General features: G+C 60.0%; 12 protein-coding genes. 9 read left to right on the forward strand and 3 right to left on the reverse strand.

Annotated features, from left to right (window positions below):
* Nucleotides 1–80: 80 nt before the first annotated feature.
* Entirely contained in the window at nucleotides 81–1,484 is a 1,404-nt protein-coding gene (gene glnA / locus O5O48_RS06430; RefSeq protein ID WP_228247079.1) for a glutamate--ammonia ligase, read from the reverse strand.
* Nucleotides 1,485–1,795: 311 nt separating this feature from the next.
* Between glnA and thiI the strand changes: the two genes are divergently transcribed.
* The 5 genes from thiI to O5O48_RS06455 all read left to right on the forward strand — a co-directional run bounded on the left by thiI (nucleotide 1,796) and on the right by O5O48_RS06455 (nucleotide 10,667).
* Nucleotides 1,796–3,250: a tRNA uracil 4-sulfurtransferase ThiI gene (gene thiI / locus O5O48_RS06435; protein ID WP_228247078.1), complete on the forward strand. Its 1,455-nt coding sequence runs from the start codon at nucleotides 1,796–1,798 to the stop codon at nucleotides 3,248–3,250.
* A 318-nt stretch (nucleotides 3,251–3,568) separates the two neighbouring features.
* Entirely contained in the window at nucleotides 3,569–5,380 is a 1,812-nt protein-coding gene (typA, locus tag O5O48_RS06440; protein ID WP_228247077.1) for a translational GTPase TypA, read from the forward strand.
* A gap of 177 nt (nucleotides 5,381–5,557) precedes the next feature.
* The gene (locus O5O48_RS06445; protein WP_269688468.1) at nucleotides 5,558–8,428 is read left to right on the forward strand and encodes a sensor histidine kinase; all 2,871 of its coding nucleotides are present in this window, start codon (nucleotides 5,558–5,560) and stop codon (nucleotides 8,426–8,428) included.
* Entirely contained in the window at nucleotides 8,418–9,476 is a 1,059-nt protein-coding gene (locus O5O48_RS06450) for a response regulator (protein ID WP_269688469.1), read from the forward strand. The genes O5O48_RS06445 and O5O48_RS06450 overlap by 11 nt, the downstream gene beginning before the upstream one ends.
* Before the next feature lie 276 nt (nucleotides 9,477–9,752).
* Entirely contained in the window at nucleotides 9,753–10,667 is a 915-nt protein-coding gene (locus O5O48_RS06455) for an alpha/beta hydrolase family protein (protein ID WP_228247074.1), read from the forward strand.
* 64 nt (nucleotides 10,668–10,731) lie between these two features.
* Here the strand turns inward: O5O48_RS06455 and O5O48_RS06460 are convergent, their stop codons facing one another.
* Together O5O48_RS06460 and O5O48_RS06465 are read right to left on the reverse strand one after the other, a co-directional pair.
* Entirely contained in the window at nucleotides 10,732–11,127 is a 396-nt protein-coding gene (locus O5O48_RS06460) for a YkgJ family cysteine cluster protein (protein WP_228247073.1), read from the reverse strand.
* Between the two features lie 72 nt (nucleotides 11,128–11,199).
* Nucleotides 11,200–12,552, reverse strand: a complete 1,353-nt coding sequence (locus O5O48_RS06465; RefSeq protein WP_266101865.1) for a KamA family radical SAM protein — start codon at nucleotides 12,550–12,552, stop codon at nucleotides 11,200–11,202.
* 271 nt (nucleotides 12,553–12,823) lie between these two features.
* Here O5O48_RS06465 and O5O48_RS06470 point away from each other — a divergent pair, with 271 nt between their 5' ends.
* The 4 genes from O5O48_RS06470 to O5O48_RS06485 all read left to right on the forward strand — a co-directional run bounded on the left by O5O48_RS06470 (nucleotide 12,824) and on the right by O5O48_RS06485 (nucleotide 16,014).
* Nucleotides 12,824–13,249, forward strand: coding sequence for a VOC family protein (locus O5O48_RS06470; RefSeq protein ID WP_088276088.1), 426 nt, complete (start codon nucleotides 12,824–12,826; stop codon nucleotides 13,247–13,249).
* Nucleotides 13,250–13,297: 48 nt separating this feature from the next.
* Nucleotides 13,298–14,368: a DUF924 family protein gene (locus O5O48_RS06475; protein WP_228247072.1), complete on the forward strand. Its 1,071-nt coding sequence runs from the start codon at nucleotides 13,298–13,300 to the stop codon at nucleotides 14,366–14,368.
* 102 nt (nucleotides 14,369–14,470) lie between these two features.
* Nucleotides 14,471–15,256, forward strand: a complete 786-nt coding sequence (locus O5O48_RS06480) for a PhzF family phenazine biosynthesis protein (RefSeq protein ID WP_332367356.1) — start codon at nucleotides 14,471–14,473, stop codon at nucleotides 15,254–15,256.
* Nucleotides 15,257–15,327: 71 nt separating this feature from the next.
* Nucleotides 15,328–16,014, forward strand: coding sequence for an META domain-containing protein (locus tag O5O48_RS06485; RefSeq protein ID WP_269688471.1), 687 nt, complete (start codon nucleotides 15,328–15,330; stop codon nucleotides 16,012–16,014).
* The last annotated feature ends 54 nt before the right edge of the window (nucleotides 16,015–16,068 follow it).

Below are 16,068 nucleotides of genomic sequence, written 5' to 3' on the forward strand. Positions count from 1 at the left end.
GGTCTGCCTTGGCGACAGACGTAAAAAAGGGGCGCCCGACCGGGCGCCCCTTTTTGCTGTGACAGTTGCCTGTCTCTGGATCAGACGCTGTAGTACAGGTCGTATTCCAGCGGGTGAACGAAGGTGCGAACCTTGATTTCTTCGGCGCTCTTCAGGTCGATGTAGGCGTCGATGAACTCGTTGGTGAACACGTCGCCCTTGGTCAGGAATTCGCGGTCTGCATCCAGCGATTCCAGTGCTTCCTTCAGGCTGCCGCAAACCTGCGGGATCTGTGCGGACTCTTCCGGCGGCAGATCGTACAGGTTCTTGTCGGCTGCATCGCCAGGGTGGATCTTGTTCTGGATACCATCCAGGCCGGCCATCAGCAGTGCAGCAAAGCACAGGTAGGGGTTGGCTGCCGGGTCCGGGAAGCGCGCTTCGATGCGGCGTGCTTTCGGGCTGGAAACGTACGGGATACGGATGGAAGCAGAGCGGTTGCGGGCGGAGTAGGCCAGCATGACCGGCGCTTCGAAGCCGGGAACCAGACGCTTGTAGGAGTTGGTGGCCGGGTTGGTGAACGCGTTCAGCGCCTTGCCGTGCTTGATGATGCCGCCGATGAAGTACAGGGCGGTGTCAGACAGGCCGGAGTAGCCTTCGCCAGCGAAGGTGTTGGTGCCGTCTTTGGAAATGGACATGTGAACGTGCATACCGGAACCGTTGTCGCCGTACAGCGGCTTCGGCATGAAGGTAGCGGTCTTGCCGAACGCGTCGGCAACGTTGTGCACGCAGTACTTCAGGGTTTGTACTTCGTCGGCCTTCTTCACCAGGGTGTTGAACAGCACGCCGATTTCGTTCTGGCCGGCAGTTGCCACTTCGTGGTGGTGAACTTCAACGGTCAGGCCCATTTCTTCCAGTGCGTTGCACATGGCGGTACGGATTTCGTGGTCGTGGTCGACCGGCGGAACCGGGAAGTAGCCGCCCTTGACGCCAGGACGATGACCTTTGTTGCCAGTCTCGAAATCGGCGTCGGTGTTCCAGGAAGCTTGTTCAGAGAAGATCTTGAACATGGAGCCGGAGATGTCGGACTTGAATTTGACTTCGTCGAATACGAAGAATTCCGGCTCCGGACCAACGAATACGGTGTCACCGATACCGGTGGACTTCAGGTATTCCTCGGCGCGCTTGGCGATACCGCGCGGGTCGCGCTCGTAGCCCTGCATGGTGGAGGGCTCAATGATGTCGCAGACGATGATCAGCGTCGGCTCTTCGGTGAACGGGTCCAGAACGGCAGTGCTGTCATCGGGCATGAGGATCATGTCGGAGGCTTCGATGCCTTTCCAGCCGGCAATCGAGGAGCCGTCGAACATCTTGCCGTCTTCGAAGAAGTCATCATTGACATCACGTGCCGGCATGGTGACGTGCTGCTGCTTGCCCTTGGTATCGGTGAAGCGCAGGTCTACCCACTTCACGTCATGCTCGTTGATCAGTTGCATCGCTTTCGACATGGTTTCCTCCAACAGGAATCTTTTGCCAGACAGCGGGTCTGGCGCCTCATATAACGTCTAGCGGACAGGCCGCCGTTCGGTTGCATTACAAGTGAGCAAAAGGTGTGCCATTTCGGAGCATTGGCTGAAAGCCCCATTCTTGACATCTTCTGCTCCATAAATCGATGGTTCGCACCATTCTGGAGCACCTTGTTGGTGCAGTTGGTGTGGCTAGCGACCCAACTTGGTGCACGTTGCACGCGGCAGTTAGCCGAGCGCCGAGCGCCTGCTGCGCGTATAATGCAGCGCTTTGCGCACGATACGCCAGCCCCATGAAACTGATCATCAAATTTTTCCCGGAAATCACCATCAAGAGCCGCCAGGTTCGTAAACGCTTTGTCGCACAATTGAAGGGCAACCTGAAAAAGGTGTTGTCGGCGGTCGACCCCCAGGCCCGGGTCAACGGGAACTGGGACAGTCTTGAAGTCAATCTGGGGCCTGATGCGGCGCTGCAGCAGCGCTGCATTGAGCGTCTGCGCAATACGCCGGGTATTTCGCACTGCTTCGAGGTGCACGAGTATCCGCTTGGCAGCATCGATGAGTTGATTGAGCTGTGCGTGTCCAGCGTGGGCGAGCAGCTGCGCGGCAAGACCTTCGCGGTGCGCTGCAAGCGGGTGGGCACTCATCCGTTCTCCTCGCAGGACGTGGCGATCAAGGTTGGCAGCGCGCTTAACAGCCGCTGTGGCGCGGCAGGTGTGTCGCTGAAAGATCCTGAAGTAGAAGTGCATGTGGAGATTCGGGATCAGAAAATATATCTGATCCAGGCGCGTCATGAGGGCATGGGCGGCTTCCCGCTGGGCACCATGGAGCCGGTGCTCAGCCTGCTTTCCGGGGGGTTCGACTCCACTGTGGCGAGCTATCAGATGCTCCAGCGCGGTCTGCTGCCGCATTTCGTGTTCTTCAACCTGGGCGGTAGTGCCCATGAGCTGGGCGTGCGCCAGGTTGCCCATTACCTCTGGGAGCGCTACGCCAGCAGTCATCGCCTGCGCTTTGTCAGTGTTCCGTTCGAGGGCGTAGTCGCCGAGATTCTGCAGAACGTTGAAAACAGCCAAATGGGTGTAGTGCTCAAGCGCATGATGCTGCGGGCGGCGGACCGTGTGGCCTACCGTCTGGGTATCGATGCGCTGGTCACCGGTGAGGCCATTGCCCAGGTTGCCAGCCAGACGCTGCCGAATCTGAGCGTTATCGACAAGGCGGCCGAGCGGCTGGTCATTCGTCCGCTGATTACCACCAGCAAGCTGGATATTATTGATGTTGCCCGCCGCATCGGCACGCTCGAGTTTTCCAGCAGCATGCCTGAGTACTGCGGTGTTATCTCGGTGAGTCCGGCCATTCGTACCACGGTGGCGCGGGTTGAAGCGGCCGAAGCATCGTTCAACTTCGAGGTGTTGTCGCAGGCCATTGAAAGCGCGGTTTACAGCGAATGCAGCGAGCTGGGCGAGATGCTCGAGGGTGGTTCTCCGGTCGAGATTGTCGAGCAGGCGCTGACCGGGCAGATCGTGATCGATATCCGTCACCCCGACGAACAGGAACTGCGCCCAGTGCAGCTGGATGGCATCGAGGTGCTGTCGATTCCGTTCTACACCCTCAACAGCCGTTTTGCCGAGCTCGACCCTTCGCGCGCCTATCTGCTCTATTGCGAGAAAGGGGTGATGAGTCAGTTGCATGCCCAGTATCTGCTGGATGAGGGATATGGGAATGTGCGGGTGCTCAGGCCGAAGCGCTAGCGCTAGCGCTCGCGCTACCGCTTGAGCCGCAAGCCGCAAGCCGCAAGCCGCAAGCCGCAAGCCACAAGCCACAAGCAAAACAGGGCGTGCCGGGAAGAAGGGCCGGCAAGGGTTGTCAGGCTCTTAATTGGCTTCAACGCTGCAAGAAGCTCTCAGAGGTCAAGAGCGAGCCGGTTTTGCTTCCAGCTTGTGGCTTGCTGCTTGAAGCTCGCGCGCCCGCTTGCACAAAAAACACACACTGTAACCCCCATATCTGTATAATGCCTCCCTCTTTTTTTCAGTATGCCGGCTGTCGCCGCATCACCCAGGACGCCCACAGTGATCGAGAATCTCCGCAATATCGCCATCATCGCGCACGTTGACCACGGCAAAACCACGCTGGTCGACGCTCTGCTGCGTCAATCCGGTACCCTGGATCGTAAGGAACTGGATTCCGAGCGGATCATGGATTCCAACGACCAGGAAAAGGAACGCGGCATTACCATTCTGGCGAAGAACACCGCCATCAAGTGGAACGGCTACAACATCAACATCGTCGACACCCCCGGCCACGCCGACTTTGGTGGCGAGGTTGAGCGCGTAATGTCCATGGTTGATTCGGTACTGCTGCTGGTTGATGCGGTTGACGGCCCGATGCCGCAAACCCGCTTCGTAACCCAGAAGGCCTTCCAGGCCGGTCTGCGTCCGATCGTGGTGGTAAACAAGATTGACCGTCCGGGCGCTCGCCCTGACTGGGTAATCGATCAGGTATTCGACCTGTTTGACAGCCTGGGTGCGACCGACGAGCAGCTGGATTTCCCGTTCGTCTACGCCTCCGCGATCAACGGCATCGCGGGTATGGACCCGGACGAGATGGCCGAGGATCTGACCCCGCTGTTCCAGACCATCGTTGACCGTGTGCCGTCCCCTGACGTTGACCTTGACGGTCCGTTCCAGATGCAGATCTCGGCGCTGGACTACAACAGCTTCCTGGGTGTGATCGGTATCGGCCGCATCCGTCGCGGCAAGGTCAAGACCAACACCCCCGTCACCTCTATCGATGCGCAGGGCAAGAAGCGCAACGGCCGTATCCTGAAGATCATGGGGCACCACGGTCTGCAGCGCGTTGAAGTGGAAGAAGCGCAGGCTGGCGACATCGTCTGCATCAGTGGTTTTGATCCGCTGTTCATCTCCGACACCCTGTGCGACCAGCAGAACGTTGAAGCCATGCCGGCACTGACGGTCGACGAGCCGACCGTAAGCATGACCTTCCAGGTCAATGACTCGCCGTTCGCCGGCAAGGAAGGCAAGTTCGTCACCAGCCGCAACATCAAGGAGCGTCTGGAAAAGGAACTGCTGCACAACGTGGCTCTGCGCGTTGAAGAGGGCGACAGCGCCGACAAGTTCAAAGTTTCCGGTCGTGGCGAGCTGCACCTGTCGGTACTGATTGAAACCATGCGTCGTGAAGGCTTTGAGTTGGGGATCTCCCGTCCTGAGGTAGTCATCAAGGAAGTGGATGGCGAAAAGCAGGAGCCCTACGAGAATGTCACCATCGACATTGAAGAGCAGCATCAGGGTCCGATCATGGAGCAGATGGGCCTGCGCAAGGGTGATCTGGGTAACATGGTTCCGGATGGCAAGGGCCGTATTCGCCTGGAGTATGTTGTTCCGGCACGCGGCCTGATCGGCTTCCGTAACAGCTTCCTGACCATGACCTCGGGTACCGGCATCATCACCAGCACCTTCAGTCACTACGGGCCGATCAAGCAGGGTGACGTGGGCCACCGTCAGAACGGCGTGCTGGTCTCCATGGCAACCGGCAAGGCGCTGACCTACTCGCTGGAAACCCTGCAGGATCGCGGCAAGCTGTTCCTGGAGCCTGGTCAGGAGATCTATGAAGGTCAGCTGGCCGGTATTCACAGCCGTGACAACGACCTGGTCATCAACCCGACCAAGGGCAAGAAGCTCGACAACATGCGTGCTTCCGGCAAGGATGAGACCATCCAGCTGGTACCGCCGGTCAAGTTCACCCTGGAGCAGGCGCTCGAGTTCATCGATGACGACGAACTGGTTGAGGTAACGCCGAAGTCCATTCGTCTGCGCAAGAAGCTGCTCAGCGAAACCGACCGCAAGCGCGCCAGCAAGAACTAAAGGCTGCCGCTGGTAAAGAAACCCGCTCCGGATTCCGGCGCGGGTTTTTTTGCGTCCAAAGGTCGGGGTTGGCGCAATGCCCGACCAATGGCTAGCTTATAAAGGCAAAACAAAAAACTCAAAGTGATATCATTGTGATATCAGATTTTGCGTAACGTACTGCCGTGGGGGCGGATGATGGCTGAAACTAATCGGGTTGGGCTGCAGCGCTGGATATGGCGCGCGTTTGTTCGCAGTGCGCTGATTCCGCTGGTGCTGGTTGAAGCGGCCCTTATTGCCATCTATCTGTTCAGCAACGCGGCCATTCGTGACGAGCAGACTTCCTACCTGCGCCAGGCGGCGCTGACCGAGTTGAGCAGCGCCGCGCAGCTTGAGACGCGTGTCATCAACAGCCGTCTTGAGCAGTTGGCCGCGCTGACCGATGGTTATCGCAATCTGGTAGCCGAGGCGCTGGCAAAACCCATGACGTTACCTGATGTCGAGATCGATCGCACCGACAGCGGCGTGATGTTCAGTCCTCGGGATGCCGGCGGCGCTGCGGTTTTCTACTCGGGCGCAACGGCGCCAGAGCGGCAGGACCTGGACAAGGTTCGCCGGCTAACGACGCTGGACCCGGTCATGCGCGAACTGCAGCGCAGCAACCCGCTGATTGCCAGCGTCTACTTCAACAGCTGGGACAGCCTCAATCATATCTACCCCTGGTTCCATACGGCGGAGCAGTATCCGCATGATATGGTCATCCCGGATTACAATTTCTACTATCTGGCCGATGCCGAACATAATCCCAGTCGCGGCGTGGTATGGACCGACGTCTATCTCGATCCGGCCGGGCAGGGCTGGATGATGTCGGCCATTGCACCGGTCTATCGTGGGGATTTTCTCGAGGGTGTGGTGGGTATTGACGTAACCGTCGACGGTATCCTGAGTGAGATCAATGGTCTGCCGGTGCCTTGGGATGGCTATGCCATGCTGATCAGTTCGGACATGAATATCATGGCCATGCCACCGAAGGCAGAGCAGGATTTTGGCCTCCAGGAGCTGACCAGTCACACCTACCAGGAGGCAATTCGCCGCGAGATTTTCAAGCCGGCGGACTTCAACCTGGCGCAACGCACGGAAACTGCCGGGCTGGCCGAGGTGCTGCAAGCCCGTGATCAGGGTGTTGAGCAGTTAAAGCTGAACGACCGGGCACTGCTGGTCGGCTGGGAACGGGTTGAGCAGACTGGCTGGCGGCTGCTGACGGTGGTTGACGAGGAGACTCTGTTCGCCCAGACCAACTCGTTGGCCGAAGAGTATCGCCGCGTCGGTATGTGGCTGATCGCGGGGCTGGTGGCCTTCTACATTGTCTTCTTTGCCTTTCTGTGGGTGCGGGCCCGGGGCTTGACAGCCCGGCTGCTGGCGCCGATCGACGGTATCTCGCGGATGATGACCGATATTGGCGCCGAACGCTGGCGGCCTGCTCCGGTGCGTTCGGAGATCGCCGAGCTGGACGGCATGGCGCAGCATACCCATGAGATAGGCCTGCAACTGGAGCAAAGCCAACAGCACAATCGTAACGCCCAGCAGCGTATTGAGCTGGTACTCGACAGCACCACAGAGAGCATCTGGGAGTGGCATGTTAATGAAAACCTGATCGAGTTGCGCGGACGCTTCTGCGAGCGTTTCGGCTTGCCCCGGGGGTTGATCCCATTCGAGCAGTTCCAGCTGCGTATCCACCCGGATGATCGTGCCCGCGTGCGGGACGCCGAGCAGCTAGCCTTGCGCAGCGGTGGCCACTACGCCGCCGAGTTCCGCTTTGCCGACGAGCAGGGGCTGTATCACTGGCTGCTGAGCCGCGGACGGATACTGGAGCGTGATCCGGATACCGGCCAGATCGTGCTGGTTGCCGGCACCCACGTTGATATTGACGACCTCAAGCACATCGAAAGTGACTTGCGCTCGGCTACCCACGAAGCAGAAGCAGCCAACCTGGCCAAGGCCCGCTTTATCTCCAGCATGAGCCACGAGCTGCGCACGCCATTGAATGCGATTCTCGGTTTTGCCCAGCTGATGGAACTGGATAGTCAGGAGAAGGGCCAGCCCTCGGAGCATGTCGAAGAAATCCTGCTCGCCAGCCGGCACCTCAACACCTTGCTCAGCGACATTCTCGATTGGTCGACGATCCAGGTGGACGCGCGAAGGGTCGAGCGGGTGCCCACCGATGTGGGGCAGATCATGAGTGAAAGCGCCGAGATGGTCCGGCTTGCGATCAGTGAGCAGGGGCTGTCCTTCGAGGTAACGCCTGCACCTGAAGGGTTGACCGTGATGGCTGATCCGCGGCGGCTGCGGCAGGTGATGATCAATCTGCTATCGAATGCCAAGAAGTACAACAGTATCGGCGGGGCGGTGCGGCTCTACTGTGAGGTGCTCGGTAGCCGCCTCCGGCTGGTAGTCGAAGACACCGGCATGGGCATCAAGCCCGAGGATCAGGCGCTGCTGTTTGAGCCGTTCCAGCGCCTGGGTCGAGAGAATACGGCCATTCAGGGTACCGGAATCGGGTTGTCTATCTGCCGGGAATATACCCGTGCCATGGGCGGAGAGATTGGCGTGGACAGTGAGCCGGGCAGGGGCAGTCGATTCTGGGTGGAGCTGCCGCTCAGTTCGGTGCAACCGCTGCCCTCAAGCCACAGGCCGCTCATTTATTGCCTCAGTTCGGATTCGCAGTTGATTGAGCAGATACGTCAGGCGCTGTCGGAGCGGGCGCAGCTGCAGGTCGGCAATGCGGTGACCCTGCTTGATCATGCTGGTGGACAGCCTGTTCCCGCGCTGCTGCTGATTGACAGCGCGGCACTGGATGCCTCGACATTGCCGATGCTCAGGCGCCTGCGGCAGCAGCTGCCGGCCCCTGTACCACCGGTGCTGCTGCTGGCCGATACGCTCGGCTCGGAACTGGTAACCCAGTTGATGAGCGAGTGTCAGGGCCTGGTGCGCAAGCCGGTGGATAGCGATGAGCTTGACGCGCTGGTGAGTGCGCTGTTGACGAAGGGGGAGACGGGCGATGCCCAATGAGGTTTTTCGGCAGGCCAGGGTGGTGGTGATCGATGATGTGCAGGCCAATCTGAGACTGCTTGAATCAAGCCTGCGGACTATGGGGCTGGGGCAGGTGCATGGTTTCAGTGATTCGGCGCTCGGCCTCGAGTGGTTGCAGCAAAACCCCTGGGATCTGTTGCTGCTGGATCTGGACATGCCGGCGCCGGACGGTTTCGCGATTCTGCAGACGCTGAGTGAGCGCGATCGTACGGCTCAGCAAGTGATTCTGGTCACCGCGCTTGGCGACGCCGCCAGTCGCCGCCGCGGTCTTGACCTGGGCGGGAACGACTATCTGACCAAGCCGGTTGATCTGCCGGAGTTGCTGTTGCGGGTGCGCAATTGCCTGCAACTGAGTTATGCCCACCGCCAGCTTGAGCAGGAGCGCGCGGCGCTGGAGGAGCGCGTGCAGGAGCGTACCGCTCGGCTGCGCGACAGCTATCAGGCGGTGATCCGGGCGCTGGCGCGGGCAGCTGACTACAAGGATAACGAGACCGGCAATCACATCATGCGCATCGGCGAGACCGCAGCGCTGATGGCCCGGCAAATTGGTGCGCCGGAAACCTGGGTCGAGCTGCTACGGCTGGCTGCACCCATGCACGATGTCGGCAAGATCGGGATCCCGGACCACATTCTGCTCAAACCGGGCAAGCTGACGCCTGAAGAATTCGACATCATGAAGCAGCATGCGCGCATCGGGCACGCCATTTTGGCTGACAGTGGGCGTTCATCGCTGCTGGAGTTGGCGGCGGAGATTGCCCTCAATCACCATGAAAAGTGGGATGGCAGCGGATATCCTGCCGGACTCAAGGGGGAGGAAATTCCCATCTCTGCGCGTATTGTCGCCCTGTGTGACGTCTATGACGCCCTGCGCAGTTCTCGTCCCTACAAGCAGGGCTGGAGCGTAGAAAAAACGCAGGCATTCATTCTTGAACAGTCCGGCAAGCACTTTGACCCCAGGGGCGTGGAGATCATGGCCGGGCTGTTTGATGAAATTGAGCGCATCAGGGATTCGTTGCGCGACCCCTGACGGGGTTTGGGGCGGCAGCGGGACGGGGGTGGCAACCTGAGGTCCGGCGGCGGGCAACGGGATTCGTTTTCTGCAGACAGAATGCTAGTTGGCCGCCGCCGGAGCGGCCATCGCCCGAAAGGGTGGATTTGCCCGAGAGTCACCTGAATGGGTGCTGGTGTTGGGCGGGAGCGGCGCTAGAGTAGCGCTCAGGCAACCCGAGGTCCGAGACGGCGCAGGCCGGATCGTGATGTACCAACAACAAAAACCACGCACGATTCATGGAGGCTACACCTCATGCCATTTAACAAGAAAAGCGTTCTTGCCCTCTGTGGCGCTGGCGCGCTGCTGTTCTCGATGTCTGCCCTGGCCAACAACCCGGCACCGACCGATCCGGGTGATTCGGGCGGTGGTTCCGCCTATCAGCGCGGTCCGGATCCGTCCGTCAGCTTCCTCGAAGCCGATCGCGGTCAGTACAGCGTCCGTTCCAGCCGTGTCTCCAGCCTGGTCAGCGGCTTTGGTGGCGGCACCATTTACTATCCGACAGGCACCACTGGCACCATGGGTGCGGTCGTTGTAATTCCCGGCTTTGTTTCTGCCGAGTCTTCGATTGACTGGTGGGGCCCGAAACTGGCGTCCTATGGTTTCGTGGTCATGACTATTGATACCAACACCGGCTTTGATCAGCCGCCGAGCCGTGCGCGTCAGATCAACAACGCACTGGATTACCTGGTAAGCCAGAACAGCCGCAGCTCCAGCCCGGTTCGCGGCATGATCGACACCAATCGTCTGGGCGTCATTGGCTGGTCGATGGGCGGTGGCGGTACCCTGCGTGTTGCCAGTGAAGGCCGTATCAAGGCAGCCATTCCGCTGGCACCCTGGGATACAACCAGCTACTACGCCAGCCGCTCGCAGGCACCGACTCTGATCTTTGCCTGTGAGTCGGATGTGATCGCGCCGGTCTTCCAGCATGCCTCACCGTTTTACAATTCCCTGCCTTCCAGCATCGACAAGGCCTTTGTGGAAATCAACGGTGGCAGCCACTACTGCGGTAATGGTGGCAGTATCTATAACGATGTACTGAGCCGGTTCGGGGTGTCCTGGATGAAACTGCATCTGGATGAAGACAGCCGCTACAAGCAGTTCCTCTGCGGCCCGAACCACACTTCCGACTCTCAGATCTCTGATTATCGCGGCAACTGCCCGTACTAAGTTCCGGGTTCAAGGAGCAGGCGTCGGCCCATCGCTGGGTCGGCGCCTTTTTTGTGTCCAGCTATCAGGGTTTGGGGCGGTAGGCGCAGAAACCGGGCCGAGGACCGATTTGCGGGTGGTTGCGGCAGGTTGCGGGGCGTTTGTCGTAGACGGTGCAGCGGCGGCTGCGGGTATCGAGAAACAGGCAGTCGTCATTGCTCATGCGACTGAGCGTGAAAATGCCACTTTTCTGGTGAAAGCGCCCGACCACACCCTCCTTCTGCAAGCGTTTGGCGATGCGGCTGAGTGGCTCGCCGCGCTCGAATTCATCCACCAGTCCCAGGCGAATCAGGTCGTCCAGGCGAACCTCGACCGGCAGGGTGCAGCAGCCGGCGTTGCAGGTGTCGCACAGGCCCTTGCGGTACTTCTGCCAGGTATCGAGCCGATCAATGTCGGCTGCGGGAATCAGTTGTGGTTTCATGCGGCGCCTCAGAAATGAGGCGCGCAGTATAAAAGAGCCCGGCGCTGTGCTGAACCACCGGGCGTCGTGGTGTTATTCGTCGAAAAAGAAGCGTTCTTCGCCGAAGGCGGGCTGCAGGTGGTTGAGCCAGGTGGCCTGCTCATCATATTTGGCAAAGAATGGGCGCTGTACCCAGTCGGGGTTGCGGCCCTGAATCATGCGCAGTGCGATGACCTTCTCGCCATTGATCTCGGTGACGCCCTGAACCTCAACCTTGCCAGGGTGCGAGCTCATGGAAGGACCGCGCGCGGTGCGGGCGATGCCGGATACCTGCTGCATGGCGTCGCGGTAAATCTCCCAGGCTTTGACCAGCGGCACTTCGAAGTAATGGCGGGCCCCGGTGTCGCGCTCAACGAACATGTAATAGGGGATGATGCCGAGCTCGACCTGGGTCTGCCAGAGGCGGGCCCAGACGCTGGCGTCATCGTTGATATGCGCCAGCAGCGGACCCTGGGCTCGAATCTGGGCGCCGGTCTGGCGGACCCGGCGAATCGCTTCGCGTGCGACTTCCGGTTCCAGCTCCTTCCAGTGGTTGTAGTGCGCCATCAGCGCCAAGTGTTTGCCGGCGGCCTGGATTTCGGCAAACAGGGCCAGCAGGTCCTCGGCATCGTCATCACTGACGAAGCGCTGTGGCCAGAATGTCAGCGCCTTGGTGCCGATGCGGATGGTGCGAACGTGAGCGAACTCGTCGCTGAGCAGCGGTTCGAGGTAGGCGCGCAGGTTACGGGTTTTCATCACCATCGGGTCGCCACCGGTGACCAGTACGTCGGTTACCTCTGGGTGCGCGCGCAGGTAGTCCTGCAGCTGATTGGACTCACGGGCAGCAATCTTCAGATCCTTGTCGCCGACAAACTGGGCCCAGCGAAAGCAGAAGGTGCAGTAGCTGTGGCATACCTGGCCGGAGCTGGGGAAGAACAGCACGGTCTCGCGGTACTTGTGCTGCAGGCCTTCCACCACCTCGCCATCCAGCTTGGGGATGTTGTGTTCCAGTTGGCCTGCCGGATGGGGATTCAGCTCGGCGCGGACCTCGCTGATCAGTGCCTTCAGGTCAGCGGCACCAAGCTCGTTGCGCATGGCATCGGCAACCCGCTGGTAGTGCTCGGGCTTGAGCATGCCGCGCTGCGGGAAGGTGAGTTGAAACATGGGGTCAGTCGGTACCTTTTGCCAGTCGATCAGCTCGTCAATGACGTACTGGTTGACCCGGAACGGCAGGACGCTGGCGACCACCTGCATTTCAAAGCGTTGTTCTGCGCTCAGTTGCTGTAGCTGCGGAATCTGGTCGAGTTGCTTGGCGGTGTAGACCTTGAAGCGCTGGTGGCTAAGCTGATTGATGTCGAAGTGATCAGGTGTGATCGACGTAACGGCGAGAAGATTGGATTTTGGCATAGCGGATCGTCTGTATCTTTCTTGTCAAAAGCAATAGGTCGCATCGGGCTGACTGCTGACAGGCAGTGCGCGAGCATGAAAGTAAGCCGATAAACTGGATTAAACGGCAAAAAACGCGTCGATCATTGGCTAAGTTGCAATGATCATAGTGATGGGCTGAATATTCAGCAGGCGCGCATGATAGCGAAATGATCTATTGATGTCTAAAAAATGACCTGATGCGTTGCCCTTGGTTATGTCGAGCAGCATGGGTGCGCGTGGAGAGACGAGCATGTTTACCTACATCACGCTGGGTACCAACAACCTGCCGCGGGCGGTCCGGTTTTACGATGAGCTGATGGCCACACTGGGGATCGAGCGCGTGCGCACGCCGGGCGAATCCAACTGGGACGGTTGGGCCGGCTGGGGCTACTACGAGAATCGGGGCGCCCGAGAGCTGGCGCTCTGGCTGTGCGAACCCTTTGATGGGCGGCCCGCATCTGTCGGCAATGGTGTCATGGTCGCCTTTGCGGCGCCCGATTGGAAATCGGTACGCGCCTTCCACGCCGCCGCGCTGGCGAACGGCGGCAGCAGTGACGGCGAGCCCGCGCTGCGCGAGCACTATAATCCGGACTTCTACAGCGCCTATGTGCGCGATCCCGATGGCAACAAGCTGGCGGTGGTGTGTCGAGGTTATTTGCACGAGCCTGGCGAATGAGGTGACAGGCGTCAGGCTGCCCGACGTACCCCGATTCAAGGAGATTCCATGCTTTACGCACAGCTCACCATGTTGGCCCAATACAACCGGTGGATGAACCAGCGGCTCTACAGGCTCTGTGCCACGCTGGACGATGCCGAACGGCGCGCCCCCCGTGGTGCCTTTTTCGGCTCCATTCATGGGACCCTCAATCACCTGCTGCTGGCCGACCACCTGTGGATGGGGCGCTTTACCGGCCAGCCTTTCTCTGCTCCGGCGCTGGATGCTGAACTGTACGCCGACTTTACCGAGCTACGCGACGCGCGGGAGGTGATGGACGAACGGATAATCGAATGGGTAGGCAGTCTGTCTCCTTCCAGCCTGGATAGTGAGCTGCGCTATACCAGCCTGGTCAATCCGCAGCCGCGCTGCTATCCGCTGTGGTTGGCATTGACTCACTTTTTCAACCATCAGACCCACCACCGAGGCCAGCTCACTACGCTGTTATCGCAGTCGGGAACCGATCCGGGCGTGACTGATCTGATCCAGATGCCGGGAGTCAGCCCGGCCTCTGAAGTGATCAGTCAGGAGACGGTGATGACGGCGGCGGATGAAGTACTCGAATTCTGGTTTGGCGAGTTGCGGCCGGCCCAGTGGTGGCAAAAGGATCCGGCGCTCGATGGTCTTATTCGCAGTCGCTTTGGCGACCTGCACGAACGTGCGGTGCGCGGTGAACTGATGAACTGGCGGGCCAATGCGCTCGGGCGGCTGGCCGAGATCATCGTGCTGGACCAGTTCTCGCGCAATATCTGGCGCGATACGCCGCGGGCATTCGCCAGTGACGGTATGGCGCTGGTGCTGGCGCAGGAGGCGGTTGCCGAAGGTGCTGACCAGCAGCTGCCGGTGAAGTGGCGCGCCTTTTTGTACATGCCGTTCATGCATAGCGAGTCGCTGCGCATGCATGAACAGGCGATGAAACTGTTCAGTGCGCCGGGCCTGGAGGACAATCTGCGTTTCGAGCAGAGGCACAGGGATATCATCGAGCGTTTCGGTCGCTACCCTCACCGTAACGCGATTCTTGGCCGGCCATCGACGGCAGAAGAGGCGGCGTTCCTGCGCACCAAAGGCTCGAGCTTCTAGGCAACTGTATCGCCAGCAATGCAGCAAATTGTGCCGGGACGCCCCTGTGCCGGATCGCGTAAGTTGAACCTTTTTTACCGGAGACGTCTCATGCAACTGCCGATCTATCAGGTCGATGCCTTCACCGACATACTGTTTGGTGGCAATTACGCTGCCGTTGTGCCGCTGGCCGACTGGCTGCCGGCCGAGCTGATGCAGGCAGTTGCGGCCGAGAATAACCTGTCTGAAACCGCTTTTGTGGTCAGGCAGGCCGACGGCGGTTATGCCATCCGCTGGTTCTCGCCGTTGGCCGAGATTGATTTCTGCGGCCACGCTACGCTGGCCGCCGCGTTTGTTCTCTTCCGCTTGAACGCGGACGTTCCGGTGCTGCGCTTTCGGGCCGCAGCGGTCGGCGAGTTGAGTCTCAGCCGTGAAGACGATGGCCTCATCCATATGGATGCGCCACGGCTGGCGCCAGAGCCGGTAGCCGAGCCGCCGGCGCTGTTGTTTGATGGTTTGTCGATCAGGCCGGATGCAGTGCTGGTTAGCCGCCAGGCGTGGTTTGCAGTCTATGCCGATGAGGGCCAGGTGCGAGCGGTCGAGCAGGATCCGGAGCTGATCCGGCAACTGGCACCGCGCGATGTGGTGGTCACCGCGCCCGGGCACGATGTGGACTTTGTCTCCCGCTATTTCTGGCCGGCCAATGGTGGCCTGGAAGACATGGTAACCGGCTCGATTCATGCCGGGCTGGCGCCCTACTGGGCGGAGCGACTTGGGCGTAACGAGTTGAAAGCGCTGCAGGCTTCGACCCGTGGTGGTGTGCTCTATTGCAAGGTGGAGGCGGAGCGGGTCCGCATCAGCGGCTACGCGGTACTCTACCTCGAAGGCTGTATTCATGTGCCCGACTGAGTCCCTGGTAACCCCGCCGGGAAAGTCGGATAGCTATGCTTGCAGCATTGAAATGAACACGGAGATGCAGAATGACATCAACAAAGGCGGCCCTGGCAGCCGGGCTGATCAGTGCAGTGTCACTGGCAGGCTGCAGTAACCTTGAGTCAACGGAGCCGGCTGTGGCCGCATCCGAGCAGGGTATTCCGCAGCGCGGTGTGATGATTTTGCAGTGTGGCGGTTCGCCGGTTCGGGTCACCCTGACCGGCGAGCAGGCGCTGATCGAAGCAATGCAGGGCCGCTTCCTGCTGGAGCGCGTGGTGACTGCCTCGGGTGCCCGGTACGAAGCGCCTGATGACAGTTCGACCAGTTTCTGGAACAAGGGCGACAAGGGCCTGCTGACCATTCGCGGTGAAAGCCTGCCCGAGTGCGAGCCAGCCGGTGCACTGGTGCTGCAGGCCGGTGAATGGGTCGTGGAGGACATCAATCGCGGGGGCATCATCGACCGCTCACGAGTGACGCTCAACTTCGGCAACGACGGTCGCGTGTCGGGTCGGGCCAGTTGCAACAATTATGTCGGTGCCTATCAGGTTGATGGCCGCACTCTGCAACTGAGCCAGTTGGCGACCACCCGGCGAGCCTGCGCGCCGGCGCTGAACGAGCAGGAGACCCGCTTTGTGCAGACGCTGGAGCAGATCAGTCGTTTTCATCTGGATGAAACCGGTGCGCTGATCCTTGAGGGTGATGAGGGCGGTTCCCTGAAGGCTCGGCTGGAGTAAGATGGCAGCGTCCGGCCCGGTAGCGGGCCGGTTCACCAAAACCATAACAACGGA

Origin of the sequence: Halopseudomonas sp. MFKK-1, from assembly GCF_027474385.1 — a bacterium.
Lineage (GTDB): Bacteria > Pseudomonadota > Gammaproteobacteria > Pseudomonadales > Pseudomonadaceae > Halopseudomonas > Halopseudomonas aestusnigri.

Excerpts from the sequence above, each read along its gene's own strand:
- thiI (WP_228247078.1), top strand. The coding sequence starts at position 1,796 with ATGAAACTGATCATCAAATTTTTCCCGGAAATCACCATCAAGAGCCGC.
- O5O48_RS06470 (WP_088276088.1), top strand. The coding sequence starts at position 12,824 with ATGTTTACCTACATCACGCTGGGTACCAACAACCTGCCGCGGGCGGTC.
- glnA (WP_228247079.1), bottom strand. The coding sequence starts at position 1,484 with ATGTCGAAAGCGATGCAACTGATCAACGAGCATGACGTGAAGTGGGTA.
- O5O48_RS06465 (WP_266101865.1), bottom strand. The coding sequence starts at position 12,552 with ATGCCAAAATCCAATCTTCTCGCCGTTACGTCGATCACACCTGATCAC.
- O5O48_RS06450 (WP_269688469.1), top strand. The coding sequence starts at position 8,418 with ATGCCCAATGAGGTTTTTCGGCAGGCCAGGGTGGTGGTGATCGATGAT.
- O5O48_RS06455 (WP_228247074.1), top strand. The coding sequence starts at position 9,753 with ATGCCATTTAACAAGAAAAGCGTTCTTGCCCTCTGTGGCGCTGGCGCG.
- O5O48_RS06460 (WP_228247073.1), bottom strand. The coding sequence starts at position 11,127 with ATGAAACCACAACTGATTCCCGCAGCCGACATTGATCGGCTCGATACC.
- O5O48_RS06445 (WP_269688468.1), top strand. The coding sequence starts at position 5,558 with ATGGCTGAAACTAATCGGGTTGGGCTGCAGCGCTGGATATGGCGCGCG.
- O5O48_RS06475 (WP_228247072.1), top strand. The coding sequence starts at position 13,298 with ATGCTTTACGCACAGCTCACCATGTTGGCCCAATACAACCGGTGGATG.
- O5O48_RS06485 (WP_269688471.1), top strand. The coding sequence starts at position 15,328 with ATGACATCAACAAAGGCGGCCCTGGCAGCCGGGCTGATCAGTGCAGTG.